General features: G+C 71.5%; 20 protein-coding genes. 2 read left to right on the forward strand and 18 right to left on the reverse strand.

Annotation, left to right across the window (positions count from 1 at the left end):
* Window positions 1–32 precede the first annotated feature (32 nt).
* The 10 genes from VGJ14_15590 to VGJ14_15635 all read right to left on the reverse strand — a co-directional run bounded on the left by VGJ14_15590 (window position 33) and on the right by VGJ14_15635 (window position 10,297).
* The gene (locus tag VGJ14_15590; protein ID HEY2833851.1) at window positions 33–1,637 is read right to left on the reverse strand and encodes a lipid II flippase MurJ; all 1,605 of its coding nucleotides are present in this window, start codon (window positions 1,635–1,637) and stop codon (window positions 33–35) included.
* The gene (locus VGJ14_15595; protein HEY2833852.1) at window positions 1,634–2,467 is read right to left on the reverse strand and encodes a hypothetical protein; all 834 of its coding nucleotides are present in this window, start codon (window positions 2,465–2,467) and stop codon (window positions 1,634–1,636) included. Before VGJ14_15595 ends, VGJ14_15590 begins: the two co-directional genes overlap by 4 nt.
* Window positions 2,464–3,411, reverse strand: a complete 948-nt coding sequence (locus VGJ14_15600; GenBank protein ID HEY2833853.1) for a copper transporter — start codon at window positions 3,409–3,411, stop codon at window positions 2,464–2,466. Before VGJ14_15600 ends, VGJ14_15595 begins: the two co-directional genes overlap by 4 nt.
* 58 nt (window positions 3,412–3,469) lie before the next feature.
* Window positions 3,470–4,648: a putative cytokinetic ring protein SteA gene (steA, locus tag VGJ14_15605; GenBank protein HEY2833854.1), complete on the reverse strand. Its 1,179-nt coding sequence runs from the start codon at window positions 4,646–4,648 to the stop codon at window positions 3,470–3,472.
* Window positions 4,649–4,725: 77 nt separating this feature from the next.
* A complete protein-coding gene (gene recN, locus VGJ14_15610; GenBank protein ID HEY2833855.1) occupies window positions 4,726–6,432 on the reverse strand; it encodes a DNA repair protein RecN in 1,707 nt (568 codons plus the stop codon).
* Window positions 6,433–7,350 carry an NAD kinase gene (locus tag VGJ14_15615; protein HEY2833856.1) on the reverse strand — a complete coding sequence of 306 codons (918 nt, stop codon included), beginning with the start codon at window positions 7,348–7,350 and terminating at the stop codon, window positions 6,433–6,435.
* Window positions 7,347–8,168, reverse strand: coding sequence for a TlyA family RNA methyltransferase (locus tag VGJ14_15620; GenBank protein ID HEY2833857.1), 822 nt, complete (start codon window positions 8,166–8,168; stop codon window positions 7,347–7,349). Before VGJ14_15620 ends, VGJ14_15615 begins: the two co-directional genes overlap by 4 nt.
* Window positions 8,169–8,171: 3 nt before the next feature.
* Window positions 8,172–8,351, reverse strand: a complete 180-nt coding sequence (locus VGJ14_15625; GenBank protein ID HEY2833858.1) for a hypothetical protein — start codon at window positions 8,349–8,351, stop codon at window positions 8,172–8,174.
* A 22-nt stretch (window positions 8,352–8,373) separates the two neighbouring features.
* Window positions 8,374–9,636: a tyrosine--tRNA ligase gene (tyrS, locus tag VGJ14_15630; protein ID HEY2833859.1), complete on the reverse strand. Its 1,263-nt coding sequence runs from the start codon at window positions 9,634–9,636 to the stop codon at window positions 8,374–8,376.
* Window positions 9,637–9,673: 37 nt separating this feature from the next.
* The gene (locus tag VGJ14_15635) at window positions 9,674–10,297 is read right to left on the reverse strand and encodes a DNA-3-methyladenine glycosylase (GenBank protein ID HEY2833860.1); all 624 of its coding nucleotides are present in this window, start codon (window positions 10,295–10,297) and stop codon (window positions 9,674–9,676) included.
* Between the two features lie 144 nt (window positions 10,298–10,441).
* Here VGJ14_15635 and VGJ14_15640 point away from each other — a divergent pair, with 144 nt between their 5' ends.
* Window positions 10,442–12,376 carry a hypothetical protein gene (locus tag VGJ14_15640; protein ID HEY2833861.1) on the forward strand — a complete coding sequence of 645 codons (1,935 nt, stop codon included), beginning with the start codon at window positions 10,442–10,444 and terminating at the stop codon, window positions 12,374–12,376.
* A gap of 18 nt (window positions 12,377–12,394) precedes the next feature.
* A complete protein-coding gene (locus VGJ14_15645) occupies window positions 12,395–13,195 on the forward strand; it encodes a hypothetical protein (GenBank protein HEY2833862.1) in 801 nt (266 codons plus the stop codon).
* Here the strand turns inward: VGJ14_15645 and argH are convergent.
* The 8 genes from argH to argC are packed head-to-tail and all read right to left on the reverse strand — an operon-like array spanning window position 13,180 to window position 21,518.
* Window positions 13,180–14,607 carry an argininosuccinate lyase gene (argH, locus tag VGJ14_15650; protein ID HEY2833863.1) on the reverse strand — a complete coding sequence of 476 codons (1,428 nt, stop codon included), beginning with the start codon at window positions 14,605–14,607 and terminating at the stop codon, window positions 13,180–13,182. The two genes, VGJ14_15645 and argH, sit on opposite strands and share 16 nt — an antisense overlap.
* A complete protein-coding gene (locus VGJ14_15655) occupies window positions 14,604–15,806 on the reverse strand; it encodes an argininosuccinate synthase (protein HEY2833864.1) in 1,203 nt (400 codons plus the stop codon). The genes argH and VGJ14_15655 overlap by 4 nt, the downstream gene beginning before the upstream one ends.
* On the reverse strand, window positions 15,803–16,327 hold the full coding sequence (locus VGJ14_15660) for an arginine repressor (GenBank protein HEY2833865.1): 525 nt from the start codon (window positions 16,325–16,327) through the stop codon (window positions 15,803–15,805). The genes VGJ14_15655 and VGJ14_15660 overlap by 4 nt, the downstream gene beginning before the upstream one ends.
* Complete coding sequence (gene argF, locus VGJ14_15665) at window positions 16,324–17,280, reverse strand: ornithine carbamoyltransferase (GenBank protein ID HEY2833866.1); 957 nt, start codon at window positions 17,278–17,280, stop codon at window positions 16,324–16,326. Before argF ends, VGJ14_15660 begins: the two co-directional genes overlap by 4 nt.
* Window positions 17,277–18,467 carry an acetylornithine transaminase gene (locus VGJ14_15670; protein ID HEY2833867.1) on the reverse strand — a complete coding sequence of 397 codons (1,191 nt, stop codon included), beginning with the start codon at window positions 18,465–18,467 and terminating at the stop codon, window positions 17,277–17,279. The genes argF and VGJ14_15670 overlap by 4 nt, the downstream gene beginning before the upstream one ends.
* Window positions 18,464–19,342, reverse strand: coding sequence for an acetylglutamate kinase (gene argB, locus VGJ14_15675; GenBank protein ID HEY2833868.1), 879 nt, complete (start codon window positions 19,340–19,342; stop codon window positions 18,464–18,466). The genes VGJ14_15670 and argB overlap by 4 nt, the downstream gene beginning before the upstream one ends.
* Window positions 19,339–20,490, reverse strand: a complete 1,152-nt coding sequence (gene argJ / locus VGJ14_15680; protein ID HEY2833869.1) for a bifunctional glutamate N-acetyltransferase/amino-acid acetyltransferase ArgJ — start codon at window positions 20,488–20,490, stop codon at window positions 19,339–19,341. The genes argB and argJ overlap by 4 nt, the downstream gene beginning before the upstream one ends.
* Complete coding sequence (argC, locus tag VGJ14_15685) at window positions 20,487–21,518, reverse strand: N-acetyl-gamma-glutamyl-phosphate reductase (protein HEY2833870.1); 1,032 nt, start codon at window positions 21,516–21,518, stop codon at window positions 20,487–20,489. Before argC ends, argJ begins: the two co-directional genes overlap by 4 nt.
* Window positions 21,519–21,819: the final 301 nt, after the last annotated feature.

Below are 21,819 nucleotides of genomic sequence, written 5' to 3' on the forward strand. Positions count from 1 at the left end.
TGTGGGGGGCACGCCCGGCTGCTCCACGGGGCTCATGCGGGCCGGCGGGTCAGGTAGGTCAGCACTGCGCGGTCCCCCACGGCCACCGCGGCCAGGAACACCACCGCGGACAGCGCGCTCACCGCGGCCGTGCCGAGCACCGCGCCGGCCGCGCCGCTGTCGTCGAACCGGCGGCCGAGCGGGTAACCGGCCAGGCCCGCGAGCAACCCGGCCACCAGCCCGGTGGCCGCGGTGCGGGCCAACCCGTGCAGTGCGGCCGCCCCGCAACTGCGGGAGACCGCAGCCAGCAGCAGCACCCCGGCCAGACTGAGCCCGATCGAGGTGCCCGCGCCCAGGGCGGCGACCGCGTCCCGGTTCGGCGTGGCCGCGATCAGCACCACGTTGCCCACCGCCGCCACAACCCAGCCGCTCACCACCGCAACCGCCGCCAGGCGGCCCTGGTGCGCGGCGTAGAGCACCCGGGACAGGTGCGCGACCAGACCCCAGCCGAGCAAGCCCGGCGCCAGGGCCACGATGCCGCCGGCCAACACCCGGTCGTCGGTGGATGCGACACCGGCGGCGAACACCCGGGACACCGGCACCGCGGCGGCCGCGGTGACCGCCGCGCCCAGGCAGCTGACCGCGAACACCGCGCGTACCGTGCCCGCGGTCAACCGCGCGGCCGCCTCGGTCTGCTCCTCGGCCAGCGCTGCGGCGATGCGCGGGAAGGCGCTGGTCGCGATCGGCACCGCGAGCACCGCGTACGGCAGCAGGAACACCGCGTAGGCCCAGGTGTAGGCGGTGACCGCGCCCGGCCGGCCGTGGTGGTTGGCCAGCCAGTTGATCACCAGCAGGTTGAGCTGTTGGGCGACCAGCGCGGCCACCCCGGCTACCGCCAACGCCCGGACCCGGGGCGCCACTGCGTCGTCGAACGACCAGCGCGGCCGCAGCCGCAGCCCGGTCGCGAGCACCGGCGCCACTACGGACAGCGCCAAGGCGAGCACGCCCAACGTGGTGCCGACCGCGAGGGCGGCGCGCGCCCGGTGCGGCACCACGTCCAACCCGACCGCACCGTGCGCCAGGTGCGCAAACAGCAGGTAGGCGCCGATCACCACGACGCTGGACAGCAGCGGCGCGAGCGCGGCGGCAAGGAACCGACGATGCGCCTGCAGCGCCCCGGAAAGCACGACCGCGATCGCGTAGCAGAACAGCTGCGGCAGGAAGATCAGCAACATCCGGGTGCCCACGTCCACCGCGGTGTCGGTGCACTGGCCGTGGCCGCCGAGGAAGAAGCGCATCATCGGCCGGGCGGCGACCGCGGCGAGCAGGGTGACGGGCACCAGCAACACCAACGCCCGGCTGAGCAACGCGGACACTGTGCGTTCCACCGCGGCCCGATCCGCGCGGGCGATCGGGCCGGCCAGCACCGGGATGACCACCCCGGCCAGGGCGCCACCCGCCACCACCTCGAAAAGCACGTTGGGCAGCAGATTCGCGGTGTTGTAGACGTCAGCCAGGCACCCGCCGTGCACGGTGTGCGCGAACACGATCCACCGGCCGAAGCCGACCGCGCGGGCGAACACGGTCACCGCGGCGACCAACAACGCGGCGCCGGCCAGACCGAGGCCGGGCCGCGCCGGGGGCGCCTCGGTGCTCACGTGCTTGCGCTCGCCCGGCCGAACTCGTCCAGGCGGCGCAGCAGCGGATGCTCGGCAATCACCGCGCTGAAGCTGACCCGTTCGCTGGCCAGGGTCAGCGCGGTCAAGCCGACGAGGTGAGCCAACCGGCCGAGCCGGCCGTAGGCCACCAGGGCGGCCACGCCCAGCGCGGCGCCGAGGGCGTTTGCGCCGGTGTCGCCGAGCATGGTGTGCGCCGCGAGGTCGTCGGGCAGCAGCGCGGCCGCGGCACCCAGCGGCGCCGCCAACGCGTCCCCGCCCGCCCCCGGCAGGACCAGGATCGGTGCATGCAGGAGACCGAACTTCAGGCAGCGGCCCGGCCGCAGGTCCAGCAGGTTGGCCAGATTCGCGAAGCCGGCCACCACCGCGCCGCCGATCAGCGCGTCGGTGGGATTGCCCGACACCAACTTCGCGGCGGTCAGGCCCACCGCGGACAGACCGACGATTTTCACTGTCCCGCTGGTGAACTGACCCCGACTCAGCGCGCCGAGATGCCCACGCAACCCCTTGGCCTCGATGCCGCGGCGCGCACACAGGTCGTCGTAGCCGCCGATCGCCCCGGCACCGGTCACCGCGATGGCCAGGGCGGCCCGGCCGCGCCAGGACAGCGGCGCGCCGAAGGCAGCACCGGCCACCAGCGCCGGCCCGGCCAGCAGACTCACCGTCCGGCCGGCGTAGTTGGTCCGCTGCCAGCGCTCCGGCCCGCCGGGCGGCTTGGTCTGCAGGCCGGCCAGGGCGAGCCGGGCGGTCAGCGCGCCGCGCCGCGCCGCGCGCAGGCGCCTACCTCCGATGTGGCTGTCCGCACGACTCACTTCTTCGCCGCCGGCGCGCGGAACTGCGGCAGCACGGAATCCCCGGAATCCGCGACCCCGTACTGTCCGTGTCCGCCGGCGATCTGCTCCACCAACGCGTAGGCCGCGGCCACCTGGCCGAACGGGCTTTCCACCCCGTCCACCGTGGACACCGCCGCGGACACCGCGCCGTCGTGCCGTACTGCCGCGAGCAGCCCGCCGGCGGCGGCGTCGGCCGGTCCGACCACCACGGTGCCGCCGCCCGCGGCGTCCAGCGCCGCGGCGACCTTGACCAGTCCCGCGATGGTGCGGTCATCCACCGGCGTGGGTTTGTCCGGTGGCGTGCCACAGACCACCACAGCCAGATCACCGCGGTCGGTGAGCTGGTCGCGGGAGATCAGCCCGTCGGAGTCCAATTCGGTGAGCAGCGCGTCGGCATCGGGCTCCAGCGTGCGCGAGGATTCCTTGGTCACCAGCGCGCCGGCCAGTTGCGCCTCGGGGGCCTTGCTCTTCACCTCCGGCAACGCGAACCGCTTGATGGCCGAATCGAGCACCGCGGCCTTGGTCGCGGTCGTCGGGTCGCCGGCGGCGGCGAAGAAGTCGTCGTTGATACGCACCCGGCCGACCAGTTGCGCGCCGGCCTCGTTGAACGTCTTGGCCAGGGCGTCCACGTCCTTGCGCGCCGCGTTCGGCCCGCTGACCAGCACCACCCGGTGCCCGATCAGCCGACCGGTGAGCAACGTGGAGTGCAACGAGGCCAGGTAGTTGTCCCGGTAGCCGACCTGGCCCTGGGCAGTGGCCAGGTCCTTGCGCAGCGAGTCCTTCTCCGCGGCGAAGCTGGCGATGGTGGACCGCTGCGAATCGATCAACGACTGATTCAGCAGCGAGGAGCCCACCAGGATGCCGGTGGCGAGCGCCATGAACACGGCGATCAGCGACACCAGGTGGTAGCGGAAGTCGATCAGGGCGTGCTCCCGTGGTCAGTGCGGTTCTGGGTCGCGCGGGCGGCGTGCGCCCGACGACTCAGACCAGGCCGTGGAACCAGTACACGAGATCGTCCCAGCGAGCGTTCAGGGTGGTGGTGAGGGCCCGCCCGGACGGCGATGCGGTGATCACCACGGCCATCGTGATCAGCGTCGCCAACAGCAGCAACAACAGCGAAGCGTTGCTGATCCGGCTGCGGTAGAGCCGGGAGACACCCTTCGCGTCGACGAGTTTGCTGCCCACCCGCAGGCGGGTGAGGAAGGTGCTGGCCATGCCGTCGCGACCCTTGTCCAGGAACTCCTCGAGGTTGGCGTGGGTGCCGACCGCGACGATCAGGTCAGCGCCGGCGTCGTCGGCGAGGAGCATGGCGACATCCTCGCTGGTGCCGGTGGCGGGCAGGGCCACCGCCCGGTGGCCGAGCCGGTGCACCCGTTCCAGGCCGGGGGCATGCCCGTCGGCATAGGCGTGCACCACCAGTTCCGCGCCGCAGCCCAGTGCCTTGTCCGAGACCGAATCCATGTCGCCGACGATCAGGTCCGGGGTGTAGCCCACCTCGAGCAGGGCATCGGCGCCGCCGTCCACGCCGATGAGCACCGGGCGGTACTCGCGGATATAGGGCCGCAACGCGGCAATGTCCTCGCGATAGTGCGGACCCCGGACCACGATCAGCGCGTGCCGGCCGTCCAACCGGGTGCGCAGCGTCGGCAGCGTGATCGGGTCGAGCAGCACGTTGTGCTCGCGCTCGAGGTGTTCCATCGTGTTCGCGACGAATGCCTTGAGCTGGGCGGACAGCCCGGCGCGCGCGGCCAGCATGGCCGCTTCGACCGCCTCGGAATTGGCCACCTTGCCTGCGGCCAGGGCCGATTCGTGCCGGTACAGGGTGCCCTCGTGCAGCCGCAGCAGTTCGCCCTCGACGACGAGGTCGAGCAGGTCACCACCGGCGTCGTCGACCAGCGGGATGCCCGCGGCCAGCAGGATCTCCGGGCCCTGGTTCGGGTAGCGCCCGCTGATGCTCGGCGCGGCGTTGATCACCGCCGCGGGCTTGCAGGTGACCAGCGCCTCGGCGCTGACCCGGTCAAGGTCGCGGTGGTCGATGATCGCGATCTCACCCGGCTTGAGCCGCTTGGTGAGGTTCTTCGTGCGACGGTCCACCCGTACGAATCCGGTCACCCCCGGGGGCGCGCCGGCGCCGGAACGCACGGTACGGGGCAGCCTCACGGTCCGAATCTTCCCACGTCGCGCCGGTTGATCCGGTAACGCTGCGTGACCAGTCGCGGCGGTCCGGGGGCGGGTGGCTACCCGCGGTCGGCCGCGGCGGCGGCGATGAGCTCCTCGGCGTGCGCCCGGGCGGCGGCGGAGTCCTCCTGGCCGGCCAGCATCCGGGACAGTTCGCGCAGGCGTTCGGCGTCGTCCAGTCGGCGCACCGTGGTGGCCGAATCGGTCCGCTCCACCTGTACGTGGGAGTCGGCGAAGGCGGCGACCTGGGGCAGGTGGGTGACCACGATCACCTGGGCCGTCCGGGCCAACCGGGCCAGCCGACGGCCGACCTCCACCGCGGCCTTGCCGCCGACGCCGGCGTCCACCTCGTCGAACAATTGGGTGGGTGGTTCCCGGCCGGCCAGCACCACCTGCAGAGCCAGCATGATCCGGGACAGCTCACCGCCCGAGGCGGCCCGCTGGATCGGGCGCTCCGGGGCGTCGGGATGTGCGGCCAGCAGCATCTCCACCTCGTCCACGCCGTCCCGGCCGAATGCCACCCGGCGGCCGTCCAGCTCCAGACCGTCCGGCGCCTCGCGCGCAAGGACCGTCACCTTGAATCGAGCCCGCGGCATGGCCAGCGCCGCCAACTCACCGGCCACCGCCCTTTCCAGCGATGTGGCGGCTTTCCGCCGGGCCGCGGACAGCTTCGCGGCGTGCTCGGCGAGCTCGGCTCGCAGCGCCGCCTCGCGGGCGCGCAGTTCCTCACTGGTATCGGTGTCCGAGTCCAATTCGGCCAGTCGCAGCGCGCAGGACGCGCCCCAGGCCAGCATCTCCTCGACGGTGTCGCCGTACTTGCGCAGCAACCGGGTCAATGCCGCCTGCCGGTCTGCCGCGGCGGCCAGCCGGGCCGGGTCGACGTCAACACCGGCGGCGTAGGAGGCCAGGTCCGCGGTGACATCGGCGACGAGGTAGGACACCTCGGCGACGCGGCGCGCCAACTCGTCCAGCACCGGGTCACGCCCGGCCATCGCCTCCACCGCGCGGCGGGCCTGACCGATCAGCGTGGCGGCGTCCAGCCCGCCGTCGGGGTCACCGAGGAGCAGATCGTGTGCGCCGCCGGCGGCCGTGCGCAGCTGTTCCGCGTGGGCCAGAACGGATACCTCCGCGGCCAGCGTGACGTCCTCGCCGGGTTGCGGGTTCAGCGCGCCGATCTCCTCCAGCGCCAGGCGCAGCCCGTCCGCCTCCCGGGCGCGTTCCCGCACCGCGCCGCTGAGCTCGCCGAGCCGGTCGGTGACCTCCCGCCAGGCCCGATGGCAGCTCTGATAGCTGGTCAACGCTTTGGCCAGCGGCGCGCCACCGTGCTGGTCGAGCAGCTCCCGCTGCCGGGTCGGGCGCAGCAGGTGCTGTTGATCGTGCTGGCCGTGCACCGCGATCAGATGTTCGGCGAGTTCACCGAGCAGCGCGACCGGGGCGCTGCGCCCACCGACCTGGGCCCGCGAGCGGCCATCCGCGCCCACCGTGCGGCCCAGGGTGAGCACGTCGTCGTCCAGTTCGCCGCCGGCCTCGGCGACCCGGTCCGCCACCGCCGCCTTGACCGTCACCCGGCCCTCGACCACCAACCTGGCCGCGCCCGGCCGTACCAGCGCCGCGTCGCCGCGCCCGCCGAGCAGCAACGCCAGCCCGGTCATCAGCATGGTCTTGCCGGCGCCGGTCTCGCCGGTGAGCACGGTGAGCCCCGGACCGAGTTCCAGGGTGGCCTCGGAGATGACGCCGAGGTCGCGGATGCTGATTTCCTCGAGCACTCAAACTCCCGGCGGCCGACCGGCTGCGCCGCGCCAGCCACGTACCGGCAGTTCGAACTTGCGTACCAGTCGGTCGGTGAACGGCGCGGTGTGCAGGCGGGCCAGGCGCACCGGCACCGCACCGCGGCGCACCTCCACCCGGGCACCCGCGGGCAGCGGCCAGGTGCGCCGCCCGTCCGCCCACAGCACGCCGTGCGGGGTGTCCGATTGCACCTCCACGGCCAGCACCGAGTCCGGGGAGACGACCAACGGCCGCGCGAACAGGGCGTGCGCGCTGATCGGGATCATCAGCATCGCCTCCACCTCCGGCCAGACCACCGGACCGCCCGCGGAGAACGCGTACGCGGTGGAGCCGGTCGGCGTCGCGCAGACCACCCCGTCGCAGCCCCAGCGGGACAGCGGCCGACCGTCCACCTCGGCAACCACCTCGAGCATCCGGTCCCGGGCGGCCTTCTCCACCGAGGCCTCGTTCAATGCCCAGGTGCGGGCGATCTCCTCGGTGCCGCAGCGGGCCACCACGTCGATGGTCATGCGTTCCTCGACCACGTAGTCGCGCGCGGCGACGCGGTCGGCCACCTCGGTGAGCTCGTCACGCTCGGCCTCGGCGAGGAACCCGACGTGGCCCAGATTGACGCCCAGCAGAGGAATTCCGGGTTCGCGGGCCAATTCCGCGGCGCGCAGCAGGGTGCCGTCGCCGCCGATCACCACGGTCAGTTCGCAGCCCACCGTCGCGTCCGGCTCGGGCTGCACGGCCAGCACATGGGGCGAGGCGATCTGTTCGGCCTCGATTTTGGGGGCCCGCACCTGCAGACCGTCGGCCACCAGTCGGGTGACCAGCATGCGCGCGGCCTCCACCGCGTCCGGGCGACCGACGTGGGCGACCACCATCACCGTGCGCACGTCCCCACCGGCGCTCATTGCGGCCCCCGATTGATCGCGTCGGCCAGGTCGGCCTCCGCCAGGGTCGGCGCCCCGGCGGTCAGCCACAGGAAGAACTCCACATTACCTGCCGGGCCGGGTAACTGACTGGCCGTCACTCCCCTGACGCCCAGTCCCAGGCCCATGCCGGTCGCCGCAACCGCCCGAACTGCTTCGGCACGCAATTCCACGTCACGCACGACGCCTCCGGTCTTGAGTCGCTCCCGCCCGACCTCGAACTGGGGCTTCACCATGAGCACGAAATCGGCGTCGGAGGCTGCGCACCGGCGCAGCGCGGGCAGCACGGTCGACAGCGAGATGAACGACAGGTCTGCGACCACCAGGCTGGGCGGGGGGAACCCGAGTTCGTCGGACTCGACATTGCGGATGTTGGTGCGCTCGTGCACGGTCACCCGCTCGTCGGTGCGCAGCGACCAGGCCAGTTGGCCGTAGCCGACGTCGACGGCCAACACCTCGGCGGCGCCGCGGCGTAACAGCACATCGGTGAAGCCGCCGGTGGACGCGCCCGCGTCGAGGCAACGACGCCCGACGATCGTCGGGCCGCCGCCGGGACGGGAGTCGAAATCGTCCAGGGCGCCGGCGAGCTTATGGCCCCCGCGGGACACGTAGCCGGGATTGTCCTCGTCGGTGCAGACCACGATCGCCTCGGCGGGCTCCACCCGGGTCGCCGGCTTTGCCGCGGACCGCCCGGAGACCGAGACGCGACCGGTCGCGACGAGCTGCGCGGCGTGCTCCCGGGATCGGGCCAGGCCGCGCCGGACCAGCTCCGCATCCAGCCGCGCCCGCGGGTTGGCCATGGCTCAGGAACGGTCGGGGTCGAGCCCGGCCAGGCACTCCTGCAGCCCGCGATGCACCGCGTCATAAACGGCGACGTGCTCGCTCGGACCACCCTCGGTCAGGCCGGTCAGCTGCGCCAACACGGCGTCGACCTGCTCCTCGCCGGTCGCCGGGAGGTCGATCTCTACGGCCTGCTCATCCACGTCGCCCACCCTACGCGGGCGATCAGCCGGTCACCCGCACCGCGGCGAGGTTGCGCTTGCCGCGTCGCAGCACCAACCACTCACCGTGCAGCAGGTCAGCGGCCTGCGGGGTGGCGGCGTCGTCGGTGACCTTGACGTTGTTCAGGTACGCACCGCCCTCGGCGATGGTGCGCCGGGCGCTGTTGCCGCTTTTCTCCAGGCCGGTGGCCACCAGCAGGTCCACCACGCTGGGCAGGTTGGCCACCGTGGTGTTCGGCAGCTCGCAGAGCGCCGCGGCCAGCGTGCGGGCGTCCAGGTCGACCAGTTCGGCGCGCCCGAACAACGCGTGGCCCGCCGCCTCCGCGCCGGTGGCCGCGTCGGGCCCGTGCACCAGCCCGGTGAGCTCGCGGGCCAACGTCCGCTGCGCCTGCCGGGCGCCCGGGCGCTCCGCGGTGGCCGCGGTCAGCTCCTCGATCTGATCTCGACTCAGGAACGTGAGGGACTTGAGGTAGCCGATCACGTCCCGGTCGTCTGTGTTCAACCAGAACTGGAAGAACGCGTACGGCGAGGTCAGCTCGGCATCCAGCCATACCGCTCCGGCCTCGGTCTTGCCGAACTTCGTGCCGTCGGACTTGGTGAGCAGGGTGGTGGTCAGCGCGTGCGCGCGCCCGCCGTCGACCCGACGGATCAGTTCGACGCCCGCGGTGATGTTGCCCCACTGATCCGACCCGCCGATCTGCAGTGAGCAACGGTGGCGCCGGAACAGCTCCAGGAAGTCCATCGACTGCAGCAGCACGTAGCTGAACTCGGTGTAGGAGATGCCCACGTCGGAACTGAGCCGCTTGGACACCGCGTCGCGGGCCAGCATGCGGTTGATCGGGAAGTGCTTGCCGATCTCGCGGAGGAAGTCGACGGTGGACAGCGGTGCGGTCCAGTCCAGGTTGTTCACCATGACCGCGGCGTTGTCCCCGTCGAAGTCCAGGAACGGCTCGATCTGGGCGCGGATCCGGCCCACCCAGTCGGCGACCACGTCCTTGGTGTTCAACGAGCGCTCGGAAGTCTCCTTCGGGTCACCGATCAGCCCGGTGGCCCCGCCGACCAGCGCGATGATCCGGTGCCCGGCCTGCTGGAACCGTCGCAGCGTGAGCACCTGCACCAGATGCCCCACGTGCAGGCTGGGTGCGGTGGGGTCGAACCCGCAGTAGAGCGTGACCGGTCCCGCCGCCAGTGCCGCGGCCAGCGCGTCGGCGTCGGTGGTCTGCGCGACGAGGTCCCGCCAGGCGAGCTCGTCGAGTATCCCGGTCACCCTGAGGTCCTTTCGATTGGTCAACCGGCGGATTCTCTCACCGCTGCGCGGCGCCGCCCGCCCGCCGCGGGGCCGCGGGTCGGTAGGCGCTCACCGAGGGCTCGTCGGCCAGCCAGAACCGCCAGGCTCGGTCCGCGGCCGCCCGGATGCCGACCCGGGGGCCGGTGCGGATGGTGGTCGCGCACACCGTCGGGCCGCGGAGCAATCGAACCGGGCCGGGTGAGCAGATGTCGCGTCCGTTGTCGGCGGGCCCCAGGCCGAGCGTGCGGACCAGGTTCGCGGGCCCGCGGGCCAGGGCCGCAGCCGGAACCACGCCGGGCCGGTGGGCGCGGGCCAGCGCCTCCCCCTCGAGCACCTGGCCGGCCCGCAGCAGCACCGCGGAGGCGCGTCCGTCCGGGCCACACACGATGTTCGCGCACCAGTGCATGCCGTACGTGAAGTACAGGTAGAGGTGCCCCGGCGGGCCGAACATCACCGCGTTGCGCCGGGTTGGCCCGCGGAAGGCGTGCGAGGCCGGGTCCTCCCCGCCGTCGTAGGCCTCCACCTCGGTCAGCCGCACCACCACCCCGTCGTGTTCGAGCAGCGCGCCGAGCAACCCGGCCGCCACGGTCAGCACGGGACGGTTGAGGAAGGAGCAGGGCAGCAGCCGGGTGGAACTCATGAACATTTCGTACTGCTCGTACCTTTCCCGTGGTTACACCGGGGCCTTGATCTGATTCGCCATCACTCCTTTGGCCGACGAACGCTTCGAGCGGCGCCCCTACCGTCGGGGTAGCTGTATCTGCCGCCGCGAGGAGCCCCCGTCATGGCCCGTCCCCGCCCGAGCGCTCGTCGCGTGGCACGGCTGAGTGTCGCCTTCGCACTGGCTACCGGCACCGTGCCGCTCCTCGCCGCACCCGCCCGGGCGGCCGACCCGGTGACCCTGCACGTCGAGACGGGAGGGCACGACGACCCTTCCAACAATTGCCAAAACGCGGACGCCCCATGTCTGACCATCCAGCACGCGGCCGAGGAGGCAGCGTCACTTCCCGCGGCCTCGGTCGTCACCATCGAGGTCGCTGCGGGTCACTATCCCGAGGCTGTGGTGATCGACGGCTCCGGCATCGACGCGTTGACGTCGCTCACCATCCAGGGGACGACCTCTCCGGACGCCCCGGTCCAGGTTGAGATCCCGAATGGTGCCGCAACCGGGTTCACCATCCACACCACCGCGCCGGTGACAGTGACCCAGCTACAGATCACCCAGGCTTCCGGGATCCGCAGCGACACGGACGACATGTACGGAGTTCGCGTGACCGGAACGGGGCAAGTGACGCTGAGCGGCCTGGACATCCACGACCTCAATGCCCAAAAGCCCACCGTCGCCCCCGGCGCGCCCGGGCGGAACGTGTACGGCGTGGCCGACGACACGACCACCGGGGCCGTGGGTTTGACGGGGGTGCAGATCCACAACCTGTTGGCCGGCGCCGGCGGCGTCGGCACGGGCGCGTCAAATGCTGTGACCACCGCGGACATCATCCCCCCCGGCGCCGCGGGAGCGGCGTACGGAGTGCACTCCGTGGGCCCCCTCACCATCACCGACAGCAGCATCGACCAGGTGACCGGCGGGGCGGCCGCGGGGGATTTCCGAGCGGTGTCCGACGGTGCGATGGGGAACCCGGGCGCGTCGGGCGGAGCGGCGTACGGCGTGGACTCCGCGGCCCAGACCACACTCAGCGCTCTTTCGGTCACCACCGTGCTCGGCGGAGCCGGGGCGACCGGGGCCACCGGTGGCCGCCCCCCCAGCGGGGGGAGCGGCGGCACCGGTGGCACTGGCGGGCAGGGCGGGGACGCGGTGGGCATTCGGTCCGGGCCACTGACGATGGACTCCTCAGTGGTCGGGTTCATTGCGGCGGGTGCCGTGGGCGACCCCGGCAGGGGTGGCGACGATGCCTCAAGGCTCGGAACGACCGGACCCGCCGGCGCCACCGGTGCGTTCGGGCAGGCGTACGGCGTGAAACTGATCGACGGCGGTTCGATCACTGACAGCACCATCGCTGACACCTCCCTGGTGCCCGAATCGGGCGGCGTGGCTGTGGGGACGGAGCAGTTCTCGGAGAACGGCGGGATCGGCGTGGACGTCTCCGGGACCTCGCCGAATCCGGTGATGCTGACCCACCTGACCATCGCCGACCACGGGCTCGGAGTATCGGCACAAGCGCCGACCACGCTGAGTGCATCGCTGCTCGCCCGCAACGCGCGGGACTGTGCCGACGACCCGGCCGGTACGGAGTTCACCGCGGGCGGCTGGAACGCCACCACCAACCCGGCGACCCCCGCGCAACCCTGCCTCGCCGCGGACGGCCACAACCTGTTCAACGTGCCCGAGAGCGACGTGGGACAGCTCAGCGAAGGTCTGACCGTCGGTGGCGGGGGGCCCGACGCGCCTGCCACCGGGGCACGGATGCAGGAGCAGCCCGCGGACGGCCCACCGACGGTCATCGAGCTGAGCCCGCACAGCCCCGCGGCCACCCTCGTCGCACCGACCGACCTCTGCACCGGGGAGTTCGCGCTCGATCAGATCGGTGATCCGCGACCGTCCACGAACTGTGCCGCAGGCGCGTTCCAGCCCGATGTATCCGGTCCCGGCGGCGGGAGCGGCGGTACGCCGCCGAGCGGCCAGGCGCCGCCCGCGGCGAACCGCCGACATTCCGGTGACCTCTGCGGGGCGATCACCAGCACCCCGGATTGCCCGGGCTAGCACGCATAGGGTGACCGGGTGATCGCCCCGGTCGTGGACTCCGCCGCTCTGGAGTGCTTCGGCTTCGGCGCCGACACCGCGGCGTTGGTGGCCGCGGTGTTGCCCCGGGTGGAACGGTTGAGCCGCCTCGGCGATGCCGAGGTGCTGGCCTGGACCGACGGGGCGTCCGGTGCGCGGTTGGTGCTCGGCTGCCGGGGCGTGGACGTGCGGTGGATGTGGCCGACGTTGTGGTCGTCGCCGTCCACGTTGCTGGGTGGGCTCACCGTGCTGGCCGGCGATGTGGTGGGCGCCGCGGTTCTCGACCGAGCCGGCTCGCGAATCGCTCGGGTGGTGCTCCGCCTGGAACAGGGACACGCGTTGACCACAGAGAGCTGCAGCCGGACGTGGCCCGCGGCGGTGGTGGCGACCGGGCCGGTGCGGGTGTTCGCCGACGCTGCGGCATTCATTGCGGACCCGGCCAGCATTCATGGTGACCCGGCAAGCTATCCCGCGCAGCCGCCGGAGCACTTCGCGGAGCGTGGCTGGGCGTGGCCGCCGCGAGTGTCCGAGGAGTCCCTGGAACCGGACGGGGACTTGCTACCGGTAGCCGGGTTGACCGGCAGCGTGGTGGCCGCAGAACGGCGGCGCAACGAACTGACGGGCAATCACTTCACCGTGGCCCGGGTACGCACCCTCGGCCTGCAACTGGATCTCTGCCTGCCCGAGCAGCATGACCCGGTGCCGGTGGGATCCGTGGTGGCGGGTCGGGTCGGCCTGACGGGTCGTCTCGGTCCGGAACCGGGCGCACCCCGGCAACGCTGGGTTCAGAGCCCGGGCTGAGCCCACGCACGTTGAATGTCCAGGTCCGCGCGCAGCTCGTCGAGCTGCTCGGCCACCCGGTCCGCGGCGGTGCCGCCGCGGGCGTTGCGCGAGGCGATGGACCCGGCGACGGTGAGCACGTCCCGGACCGCCGGCGTCAGGTGGGTCGAGACCGCGGCCAGGTCGGCGTCGGTCAGGTCGGCCAGTTCGATCCCGGCCTTCTCGCAGTGTTGGACGCACGCCCCGGCAACCTCGTGGGCGAGCCGGAACGGCACGCCGGAACGCACCAGCCACTCGGCAATGTCGGTGGCCAAGGAGAACCCGGCCGGGGCCAGCTCCTCCAGCCGTGTGGGGTGGAAGCGCAGGGTGGCCATCATCCCGGTGAACGCGGGCAGCAGCACCTCGAGGGTGTCGACGGAATCGAACACCGGCTCCTTGTCCTCCTGCAGGTCCCGGTTGTAGGCCAGCGGCAGACCCTTGAGCGTGGCCAACAGCCCGGACAGGTTGCCGATCATCCGCCCGGCCTTGCCCCGGGCCAGTTCGGCGATGTCCGGGTTCTTCTTCTGCGGCATGATCGAGGACCCGGTGGAGTACGCGTCGTCGAGGGTGACGAAGGAGAACTCCTTGGTGGCCCACAGGATCACCTCCTCGGCGATCCGCGAGAGGTCCACGCCGATCATCGCGAACACGAAGGCTGCCTCGGCGGCGAAGTCGCGGGACGCGGTGCCGTCGATGGAGTTGGCCACCGAACCCGCGAAACCGAGTTCGGCCGCGACCTGCTCCGGGTCCAACCCCAGCGAGGACCCGGCCAGCGCCCCGGAACCGTAGGGCGAGAACGCGGCCCGAACGTCCCAGTCGCGCAGCCGTGCCACGTCCCGGGACAGCGCATGCACGTGGGCCAGCAGGTGGTGGGACAGCAGCACCGGTTGCGCGTGCTGCAAGTGGGTGCGGCCGGGCATGGCCACCCCGAGGTGCGCGGTGGCCTGCGCGACCAGCGCCTCCTGCAGGTCCACCAGCAACCCGGCGATCCGGCGCGCGGCGTCGCGCAGGTACATCCGGAACAGCGTGGCCACCTGGTCGTTGCGGGACCGCCCGGCCCGCAACCGACCACCGAGCTCTGCCCCCACCCGTTCGATCAGGCCTCGTTCCAGTGCGGTGTGCACATCCTCGTCGGAAACCGTGGGAGTGAAGGAACCTGACACCACGTCAGCCTCCAATGAGTCCAAACCGGCGAGCATGGCGGCCAGGCCGTCCTCGGAGAGCAAACCGGCCCGGTGCAACACCCGGGCGTGCGCCCGGGACCCGGCAATGTCATGGCGGGCCAGCCGCCAGTCGAAGTGCACCGACACCGACAACGCGGCCAACGCGTCCGCCGGCCCGGAGGCGAAGCGACCGCCCCAGAGCCGCAGCGAGGACCCGTCCGGCTGGGTCACTTGCCCAGTCGCTCGTCGCGGGCCATCGCGACCCGGCTCGACATGCCGAACAGGTCGATGAAGCCCTTGGCCAGTGACTGGTCGAAGGTGTCCTCTTCGTCGTAGGTGGCCAGGTTGTAGTCGTACAGCGAGGCATCCGAGCGCCGACCGGTCGGAACCGCACGCCCGGCATGCAACGTCATCCGAACGTCGCCGGAGACATGCTTGGTGGCCTCCTCCAGGAAGCAGTCGAGCGCGTTCTTGAGTGGGGAGAACCACAGACCGTCGTAGACCAGTTCGGACCAACGCTGGGAAACGCCGCGCTTGTACCGGGCCAACTCGCGCTCGACGGTGACGTTCTCCAGCTCCTGCTTGGCTGTGATCAACGCGATCGCGCCGGGAGCCTCGTAGACCTCGCGACTCTTGATGCCGACCAGGCGGTCCTCGACCATGTCCAGCCGGCCGATGCCCTGAGCGCCGGCCCGGGCGTTCATTTCCACGATCGCCTCGAGCATGGAGACGGGGCGGCCGTCGATCGCGACCGGGACACCGGAGGCGAAGGTGATCACGACTTCGTCGGCGTCGCGCGGGGTGGCCGGGTTCTGCGTGTAGGTGTAGATGTCCTCGATCGGGCCATTCCAGATGTCCTCCAGGAAACCGGTCTCGACCGCACGACCCCACACGTTCTGATCGATGGAGTACGGGGATTTCTTGTTCACATCGATCGGCAGGTTGTTCTTCTCCGCAAAGGCGATCGCCTTGTCCCGGGTCATGCCGGAGTCGCGGACCGGGGCGAGCACCTTGAGGTCCGGAGCGAGTGCGCCGACGCCGACCTCGAAGCGCACCTGGTCGTTGCCCTTACCCGTGCAACCGTGGCCGACCATGGACGCGCCGTGGAAGCGGGCGGCCTCGACCAGGGCTTTGACGATGGTGGGCCGGGACAGCGCGGAGACCAACGGGTAGCGCTCCATGTAGAGCGCGTTGGCGCGCAGCGCCGGCAGGCAGTACTCGTTGGCGAAGGTGTCCTTGAGATCCAGCACGATTGACTCGACCGCACCGCAGTCCAGCGCGCGCTGTCGGATGACGTTCATGTCCTCGCCGCCCTGACCGACGTCGGCGGCCACCGCGATGATCTCCGCTCCGGTCTGGTCGGCAATCCAGCCGATGCACACGGAGGTGTCCAGGCCGCCGGAGTAGGCGAGGACGACGCGTTCGGTCACGGTGTAGCTCCTTCTTTGCTGGATGAGCGTTCGGCAAGGGAGAGGAAGTAGCGGGCGACGGCCTCGCCGCCGAGCGGGTCGCGGGTGATCAGCAGGACGGTGTCGTCGCCGGCAATGGTGCCCAGCAGGGACGGCGACGCGGCGGCGTCCACGGTCGAGGCGAAGAACTGCGCCGCACCCGGTGGGGTCCGCAGCACCACCAGGTTCGCCGAGGCCTCGGCGGAGACCAGCAACTCCTCGACGGCGCGGGCCAATCGGGCGTTGAGGGCACCGGAGTCGGGTGCCACCCGCGGGCTGCGGTCGCCGCCCTCCGCGGGCACGGCGTAGACCAGCGCCCCGTCGTCGTCGCGGATGCGCACCGCGCCGAGTTCGTCGAGGTCGCGGGACAACGTCGCCTGAGTGACGGTCAGACCGTCGGAGCCGAGCAGGCCGGCCAGTTCGGTCTGCGAGTGCACGCGGGCCCGGGAAAGCAATTCCACGATGCGCCGGTGCCGCGCCGTCTTGGTGCTGGGCAACGTCATCCGGTGCCCGCTCGGTCGCTAGCTACCGCTCGCTCCGCCTGCTCCAGCAACCAGGTGAGCAACGCTTTCTGTGCGTGCAGACGGTTCTCCGCCTCGTCCCACACCGCGGAGGCCGGTCCGTCCAGCACGCCCGCGGTGATCTCTTGGCCACGGTAGGCGGGCAGGCAGTGCAGCACGATCGCATCGGGGGCGGCCAGCGCCAGCGCGGCCTCATCGAGCACGTAGGGCGCGAACACGGTCTCCCGACCGTCGGACTCCATGCCCATGGAAACCCAGGTGTCGGTGGCCAGCACGTGCGCGCCCGCGCAGGCCTCCTTCGCGTCGGTGGTCAGCAGCACCGAACCGCCGGTGGTCGCGGCGATCTGCTGCGCCCTGGCCACCACTCCGGGGTCGGGGCGGAAGCCGGGCGGGCTGCCGATGCGCACGTGCACCCCGGCGGTGGCACCGCCGAGCAGGTATGAGTGCGCCATGTTGTTGGCCCCGTCGCCGAGGTAGGTCAGGGTCACCCCGGCCAGTCGGCCGAAGCGCTCCCGCACGGTCTGCAGGTCGGCCAGCACCTGGCACGGGTGGAACTCGTCGGACAGTGCGTTGACCACCGGCACCCGGCTGATCGCGGCCATTTCCTCGATGCGGTCCTGGCCGAAGGTGCGCCACACGATCGCCGCGCACTGCCGGTCCAGCACCCGGGCGGTGTCCGAGATCGGTTCGCCGCGGCCCAATTGCGAGCCGGACGCCTCGATCACCAACGGGTAGCCGCCGAGTTCGGCGATGCCCACACTGAACGAGACCCGGGTTCGGGTGGAGTGCTTGTCGAACAGCACCGCTACCGCGCGCGGACCCTCCAGTGGCCGGAAGCCGAACCGGTCGGCCTTCATCCGGTCGGCGAGGTCGAGCACCTCACGTTGTTCGGCGGGCGACAGATCGTCGTCCCGACGGAAGTGACGCACGCTCATGTTGCCGCCTCGAGAATGCCGGGTAGGGCGTCGAGGAACGTCTGCGCCTGCTCGATGGTGAGGACCAGTGGCGGGGCGAGTCGAATCGCGTTGGGCTGCACCGCGTTGACCAGGAAGCCGGCCTGCCGACACGCGAGTTCCACCGCCGCGGAGACGTCCTGGCTCAACACGATGCCCAGCCACAGACCCCTGCCGCGCACGCCGACCAGCAGGGGGTGTTCGATCGCGGCCATCCCGGCGGCGAGGTGCTCGCCGACCTTGGTCGCGTTCTCCAACAGGCCCTCGTTGGCGATGGTGTCCAGCACTGCCAGCGCCGCCGAGGCGGAGACCGGGTTCCCGCCGAACGTGCTGCCGTGATCGCCGCGTTGGAAGGTGGATCCGAATGACCCCAGACCGACGACCGCGCCGATGGGCAGCCCACCGCCCAGGCCCTTGGCCAGGGTGAGGATGTCCGGCCGCACGCCTTCCGCCGAGTGCGCGAACCACTCGCCGGTGCGGCCGATGGCGGACTGGATCTCGTCCAGCACGAGCACCGCGCCGTGCGCGTCACACACCTCGCGGGCCGCCCGCAGATAGCCGGCCGGCGCGGGCACTACGCCGCCCTCGCCCAATGCCGGTTCGAGGAACACCGCGGCCACGTCCGGGCCGACCGCGGCGCGTAACGCGCCGACATCGCCATACGGCACGAAGGTCACCTCGGCGGCGTGCGGCGCAAACGGCACCCGGATCGCGGGCTTCCCGGTCAGCGCCAGCGCCCCCATCGACCGGCCGTGGAAGCTGTTCTCCGCGGCCACGAACCGCGGACGGTCCGGCGTGTGCCGGCGCACCATCTTGAACGCAGCCTCATTGGCCTCGGTACCGCTGTTGCACAGGAACACCCGCGACCCGTCGTCGGTCGCGCCCAGCAGGTGCAGCAGTCGCTCGGCGAGCGTGACGCCGGGCTCGTGCAGATACAGGTTCGAGGTGTGCGCCAGCGTGCCCACCTGGGCGTGCACCGCGGCGACATAGGCCGGGTGGGCGTGTCCGATAGAGGTGACCGCAATGCCGCCCAGCAAGTCCAGGTAGCGATTGCCGTCCACGTCCCAGACCTCGGCGCCCTTGCCTCGGGCCAGCGCCACCGGGGGCGTGCCGTAGTTCGGCATCAGCGCGGCGTTCCAACGCTCCTGCAAATCAGAGGTGTGCGTCACGGGATCACCATGGTTCCGATGCCTTCGTCGGTGACGAGTTCGAGCAACACGGAGTGCGGCAGTCGACCGTCCAACACGTGAGCCGAGCGCACCCCACCCTGCACGGCCTGCAGGCAGGCCTCCATCTTGGGGATCATCCCGGAGGACAGCCCGGGCAGAATGGCGGCCAACTGATCCGCCGTCAGCCGGTCGATCACCTCATCGTTCTCGGGGTAGTTGGCGTAGAGGCCCTCGACGTCGGTGAGCATGACCAGCTTCTCCGCGCGCAGCGCGACGGCCAGCGCAGCCGCCGCGGTGTCGGCGTTGACGTTGTAGATCTCGCCGTCCTCGCCGCGGGCCACCGAGGAGACCACCGGGATGCGACCGTCGGCGAGCAATCCCTGCACGACACCGGGATCGACCGTGCTGACCTCGCCGACCAACCCGATGTCGACCTGCTCCCCGTTTATCGTCGCGGCGCGGCGGGTGGCGGTGAACAGCCGACCGTCCTCCCCGGACAGACCGACCGCGAACGGGCCGTGCGCGTTGAGCTGTCCGACGATCCCCCGCTGTACCTGGCCGACAAGCACCATGCGCACCACGTCCATGGCTTCCGGCGTGGTGACCCGTAGCCCGGCCTTGAACTCGGTCACCACGCCGAGCTTGTCCAGCGCGGCGGTGATTTGCGGGCCGCCACCGTGCACGATGACCGGCCGGATGCCCGCGTAACGCAGGAACACCACGTCCTCGGCGAACGCGTGCATCAGCTTGTCGTCGGTCATCGCGTTGCCGCCGAACTTGATGACCACGACGCGACCGTGGAAGCGCTCCAACCACGGCAGGGCGGCGACCAGCACGGCAGCCTTGGTCGCGGCGGTGGCCCGGTCTCTGCTCATGTCGAATACGCCGAGTTCTCGTGAACGTAGTCGTGGGTGAGGTCGTTGGTCCACACCGTGGCGCGGGCCGGACCGAACTTGAGGTCGACCTGTATCTCTACCTGACGTGCGGTCAGATCGACCTTGTCGCGGGACTCCCCCACCCCGGAGTCCCGGCAGACCGCCACTCCGTTGAACCAGACGTCGAGTCGGTCGGCGTCGAAGGCCGCGCCGGTGGTACCCACCGCGGCGAGGATGCGGCCCCAGTTGGGGTCGTTGCCGAACACCGCGCACTTGAACAGGTTGCTGCGGGCCACCGCGCGGGCCACCTCGACCGCATCGTCCTCGGAGGCGGCGTTGATCACCTCGATGGCGATGTCGTGGGCGGCGCCCTCGGCGTCGCGCAGTAGTTGGCCGGCCAGGTCCGCGCAGGCCGCGGCCAGCACGTCGGCGAACTCCGTCGGATCGGGGCGGACCGCGCAGGCGCCCGAGGCGAGCAGCAGCACGGTGTCGTTGGTGGACATGCAGCCATCGGAGTCCAGCCGATCGAAGGTGACCCGGGTCGCCGCGCGCAGCGCCGTGTCCAGCTCGGCCGAGGACACCTCGGCGTCGGTGGTCAGCACCACGAGCATGGTGGCCAGGCCGGGCGCGAGCATGCCGGCGCCCTTGGCCATGCCGCCGACCGAGAAGCCCGTGCCGGACACGTGGGTCTGCTTGGACATTGTGTCGGTGGTCATGATCGCGGTGGCCGCGTCCGGTCCGCCGTCGGCGTGCAACGCCGCTGCGGCGGCGCCGGCCCCGGCGAGCAGCAGATCCATCGTCAGCCGCTCACCGATCAGCCCGGTGGAACACACCGCAACGTCGATCGAGGAAACACCGAGCAGGGCAGCCACGTGTTCGGCGGTGCGATGGGTGTCTGCGAAGCCCTCCGGACCGGTGCAGGCGTTCGCCCCACCGGAGTTGAGGATCACCGCGTCGGCCCGGCCGTCGGCGACGACCTGCCGGCTCCACACCACCGGTGCGGCCGCGACCCGGTTGGACGTGAACACCGCCGCCGCGGCATGCGACGGGCCGTCATTGACAACCAGCGCCAGGTCCGGCTTGCCGGACGCTTTGAGGCCCGCGGTCACGCCCGCGGCCCGGAACCCGGCCGGCGCGGTCACGCTCACGGCGACACACCCAGCGCGCTCAACCCCAGCGTCTCGTCCAGGCCGAGCGCGATGTTCGCGTTCTGCAGGGCCTGTCCGGCAGCGCCCTTGCCCAGGTTGTCGAGGGCGCAGATGACCACCGCCCGGCCGGAGGCCGAATCGGCGGCGGCCTGCAGGTGCACCGCGTTGGAGCCGGATGTGGCGGCGGTGTGCGGCAGCAACCCGTCGGGCAGCACGTGCACGAACGGCTCGTCGGCGTAGGCGGCGTGCAGGGCCTCCTGCAGCGCGGCGGTGTCCACGCCGGGCTTCAGCAGCGCGGTGCAGGTGGCCAGGATGCCCCGCGGCATCGGTGCGAGCAGCGGGGTGAAGCTCAACTGCACTCCTACGCCCGCGGCGCGGGTCAGCGTCTGGGCCATCTCCGGGGTGTGCTGGTGCGCGCCGCCGATCTTGTAGGCGGCCACGTCGCCCATGACCTGCGAACCGAGCAGGTTGTCCGACGGGCTGCGACCGGCACCGGAGGTGCCGGAGGCGGCGACCACCACGAGGTCGCTCGGCTCGACCAGGCCGGCGGCGAGCAACGGTGCCAGCGCCAGCGCCACGGAGGTCGGGTAGCAGCCGGGGTTGGCGATGCGGGTGGCACCGGCGATCTCTGCCCGGGCACCGGGCAGTTCGGGCAGCCCGTATGTCCAGGTGCCCGCGTGCGGGATCTTGTAGTACTTCTCCCATGTGGCGGCGTCGGCCAACCGGTGGTCGGCGCCGAGGTCCACCACCACCTGCTCAGGCTGCAGTTGCCGAGCCAACGCGGCCGAGGCGCCGTGCGGCAACGCCAGGAACACCACGTCGGCGTCGAGCAGCGTGGTCACATCGCCACCGGTGAACGACTGCCCCGCGTAGGAAACCAGGTTGGGATGCACCGCGAGGATCGGCTCGCCCGCCCGGCGGTCCGCCCCCGCCGCGCACACCTCGAATTCCGGGTGCGCAGCCAGCAGGCGCAACAGCTCACCGCCCGCGTACCCGCTCGCTCCGGCCACCGCCACCCGCATGCCCATGGTTACCTCCTCGTAGCAGTATAGACATGCAGGCCAGCGGATAACCATTCATACCTCGCCGCCCCCGTTGCTCCTGCAAGAGGTACCGACTCCGCGAACCCCGACAAACCTCCCGCGACAGTGGTCGGTGGCTCTTGCATGAGCGACCCCGGGGCGCTTCGGGCGAAAGGGACAGGTCGGAAATGCCGTATCGGTGGAGCCCGGAATTGTCGGTGAAATCGGACAGATCGGGAAATTGCCCGAGCCTCCGCGGAGCAAATAGGACGAACCCGTTTCCCCTTACGCCACAGGCATTTTCGCG

The organism is Sporichthyaceae bacterium (assembly GCA_036493475.1).
In the GTDB taxonomy this organism is placed as follows: domain Bacteria; phylum Actinomycetota; class Actinomycetes; order Sporichthyales; family Sporichthyaceae; genus DASQPJ01.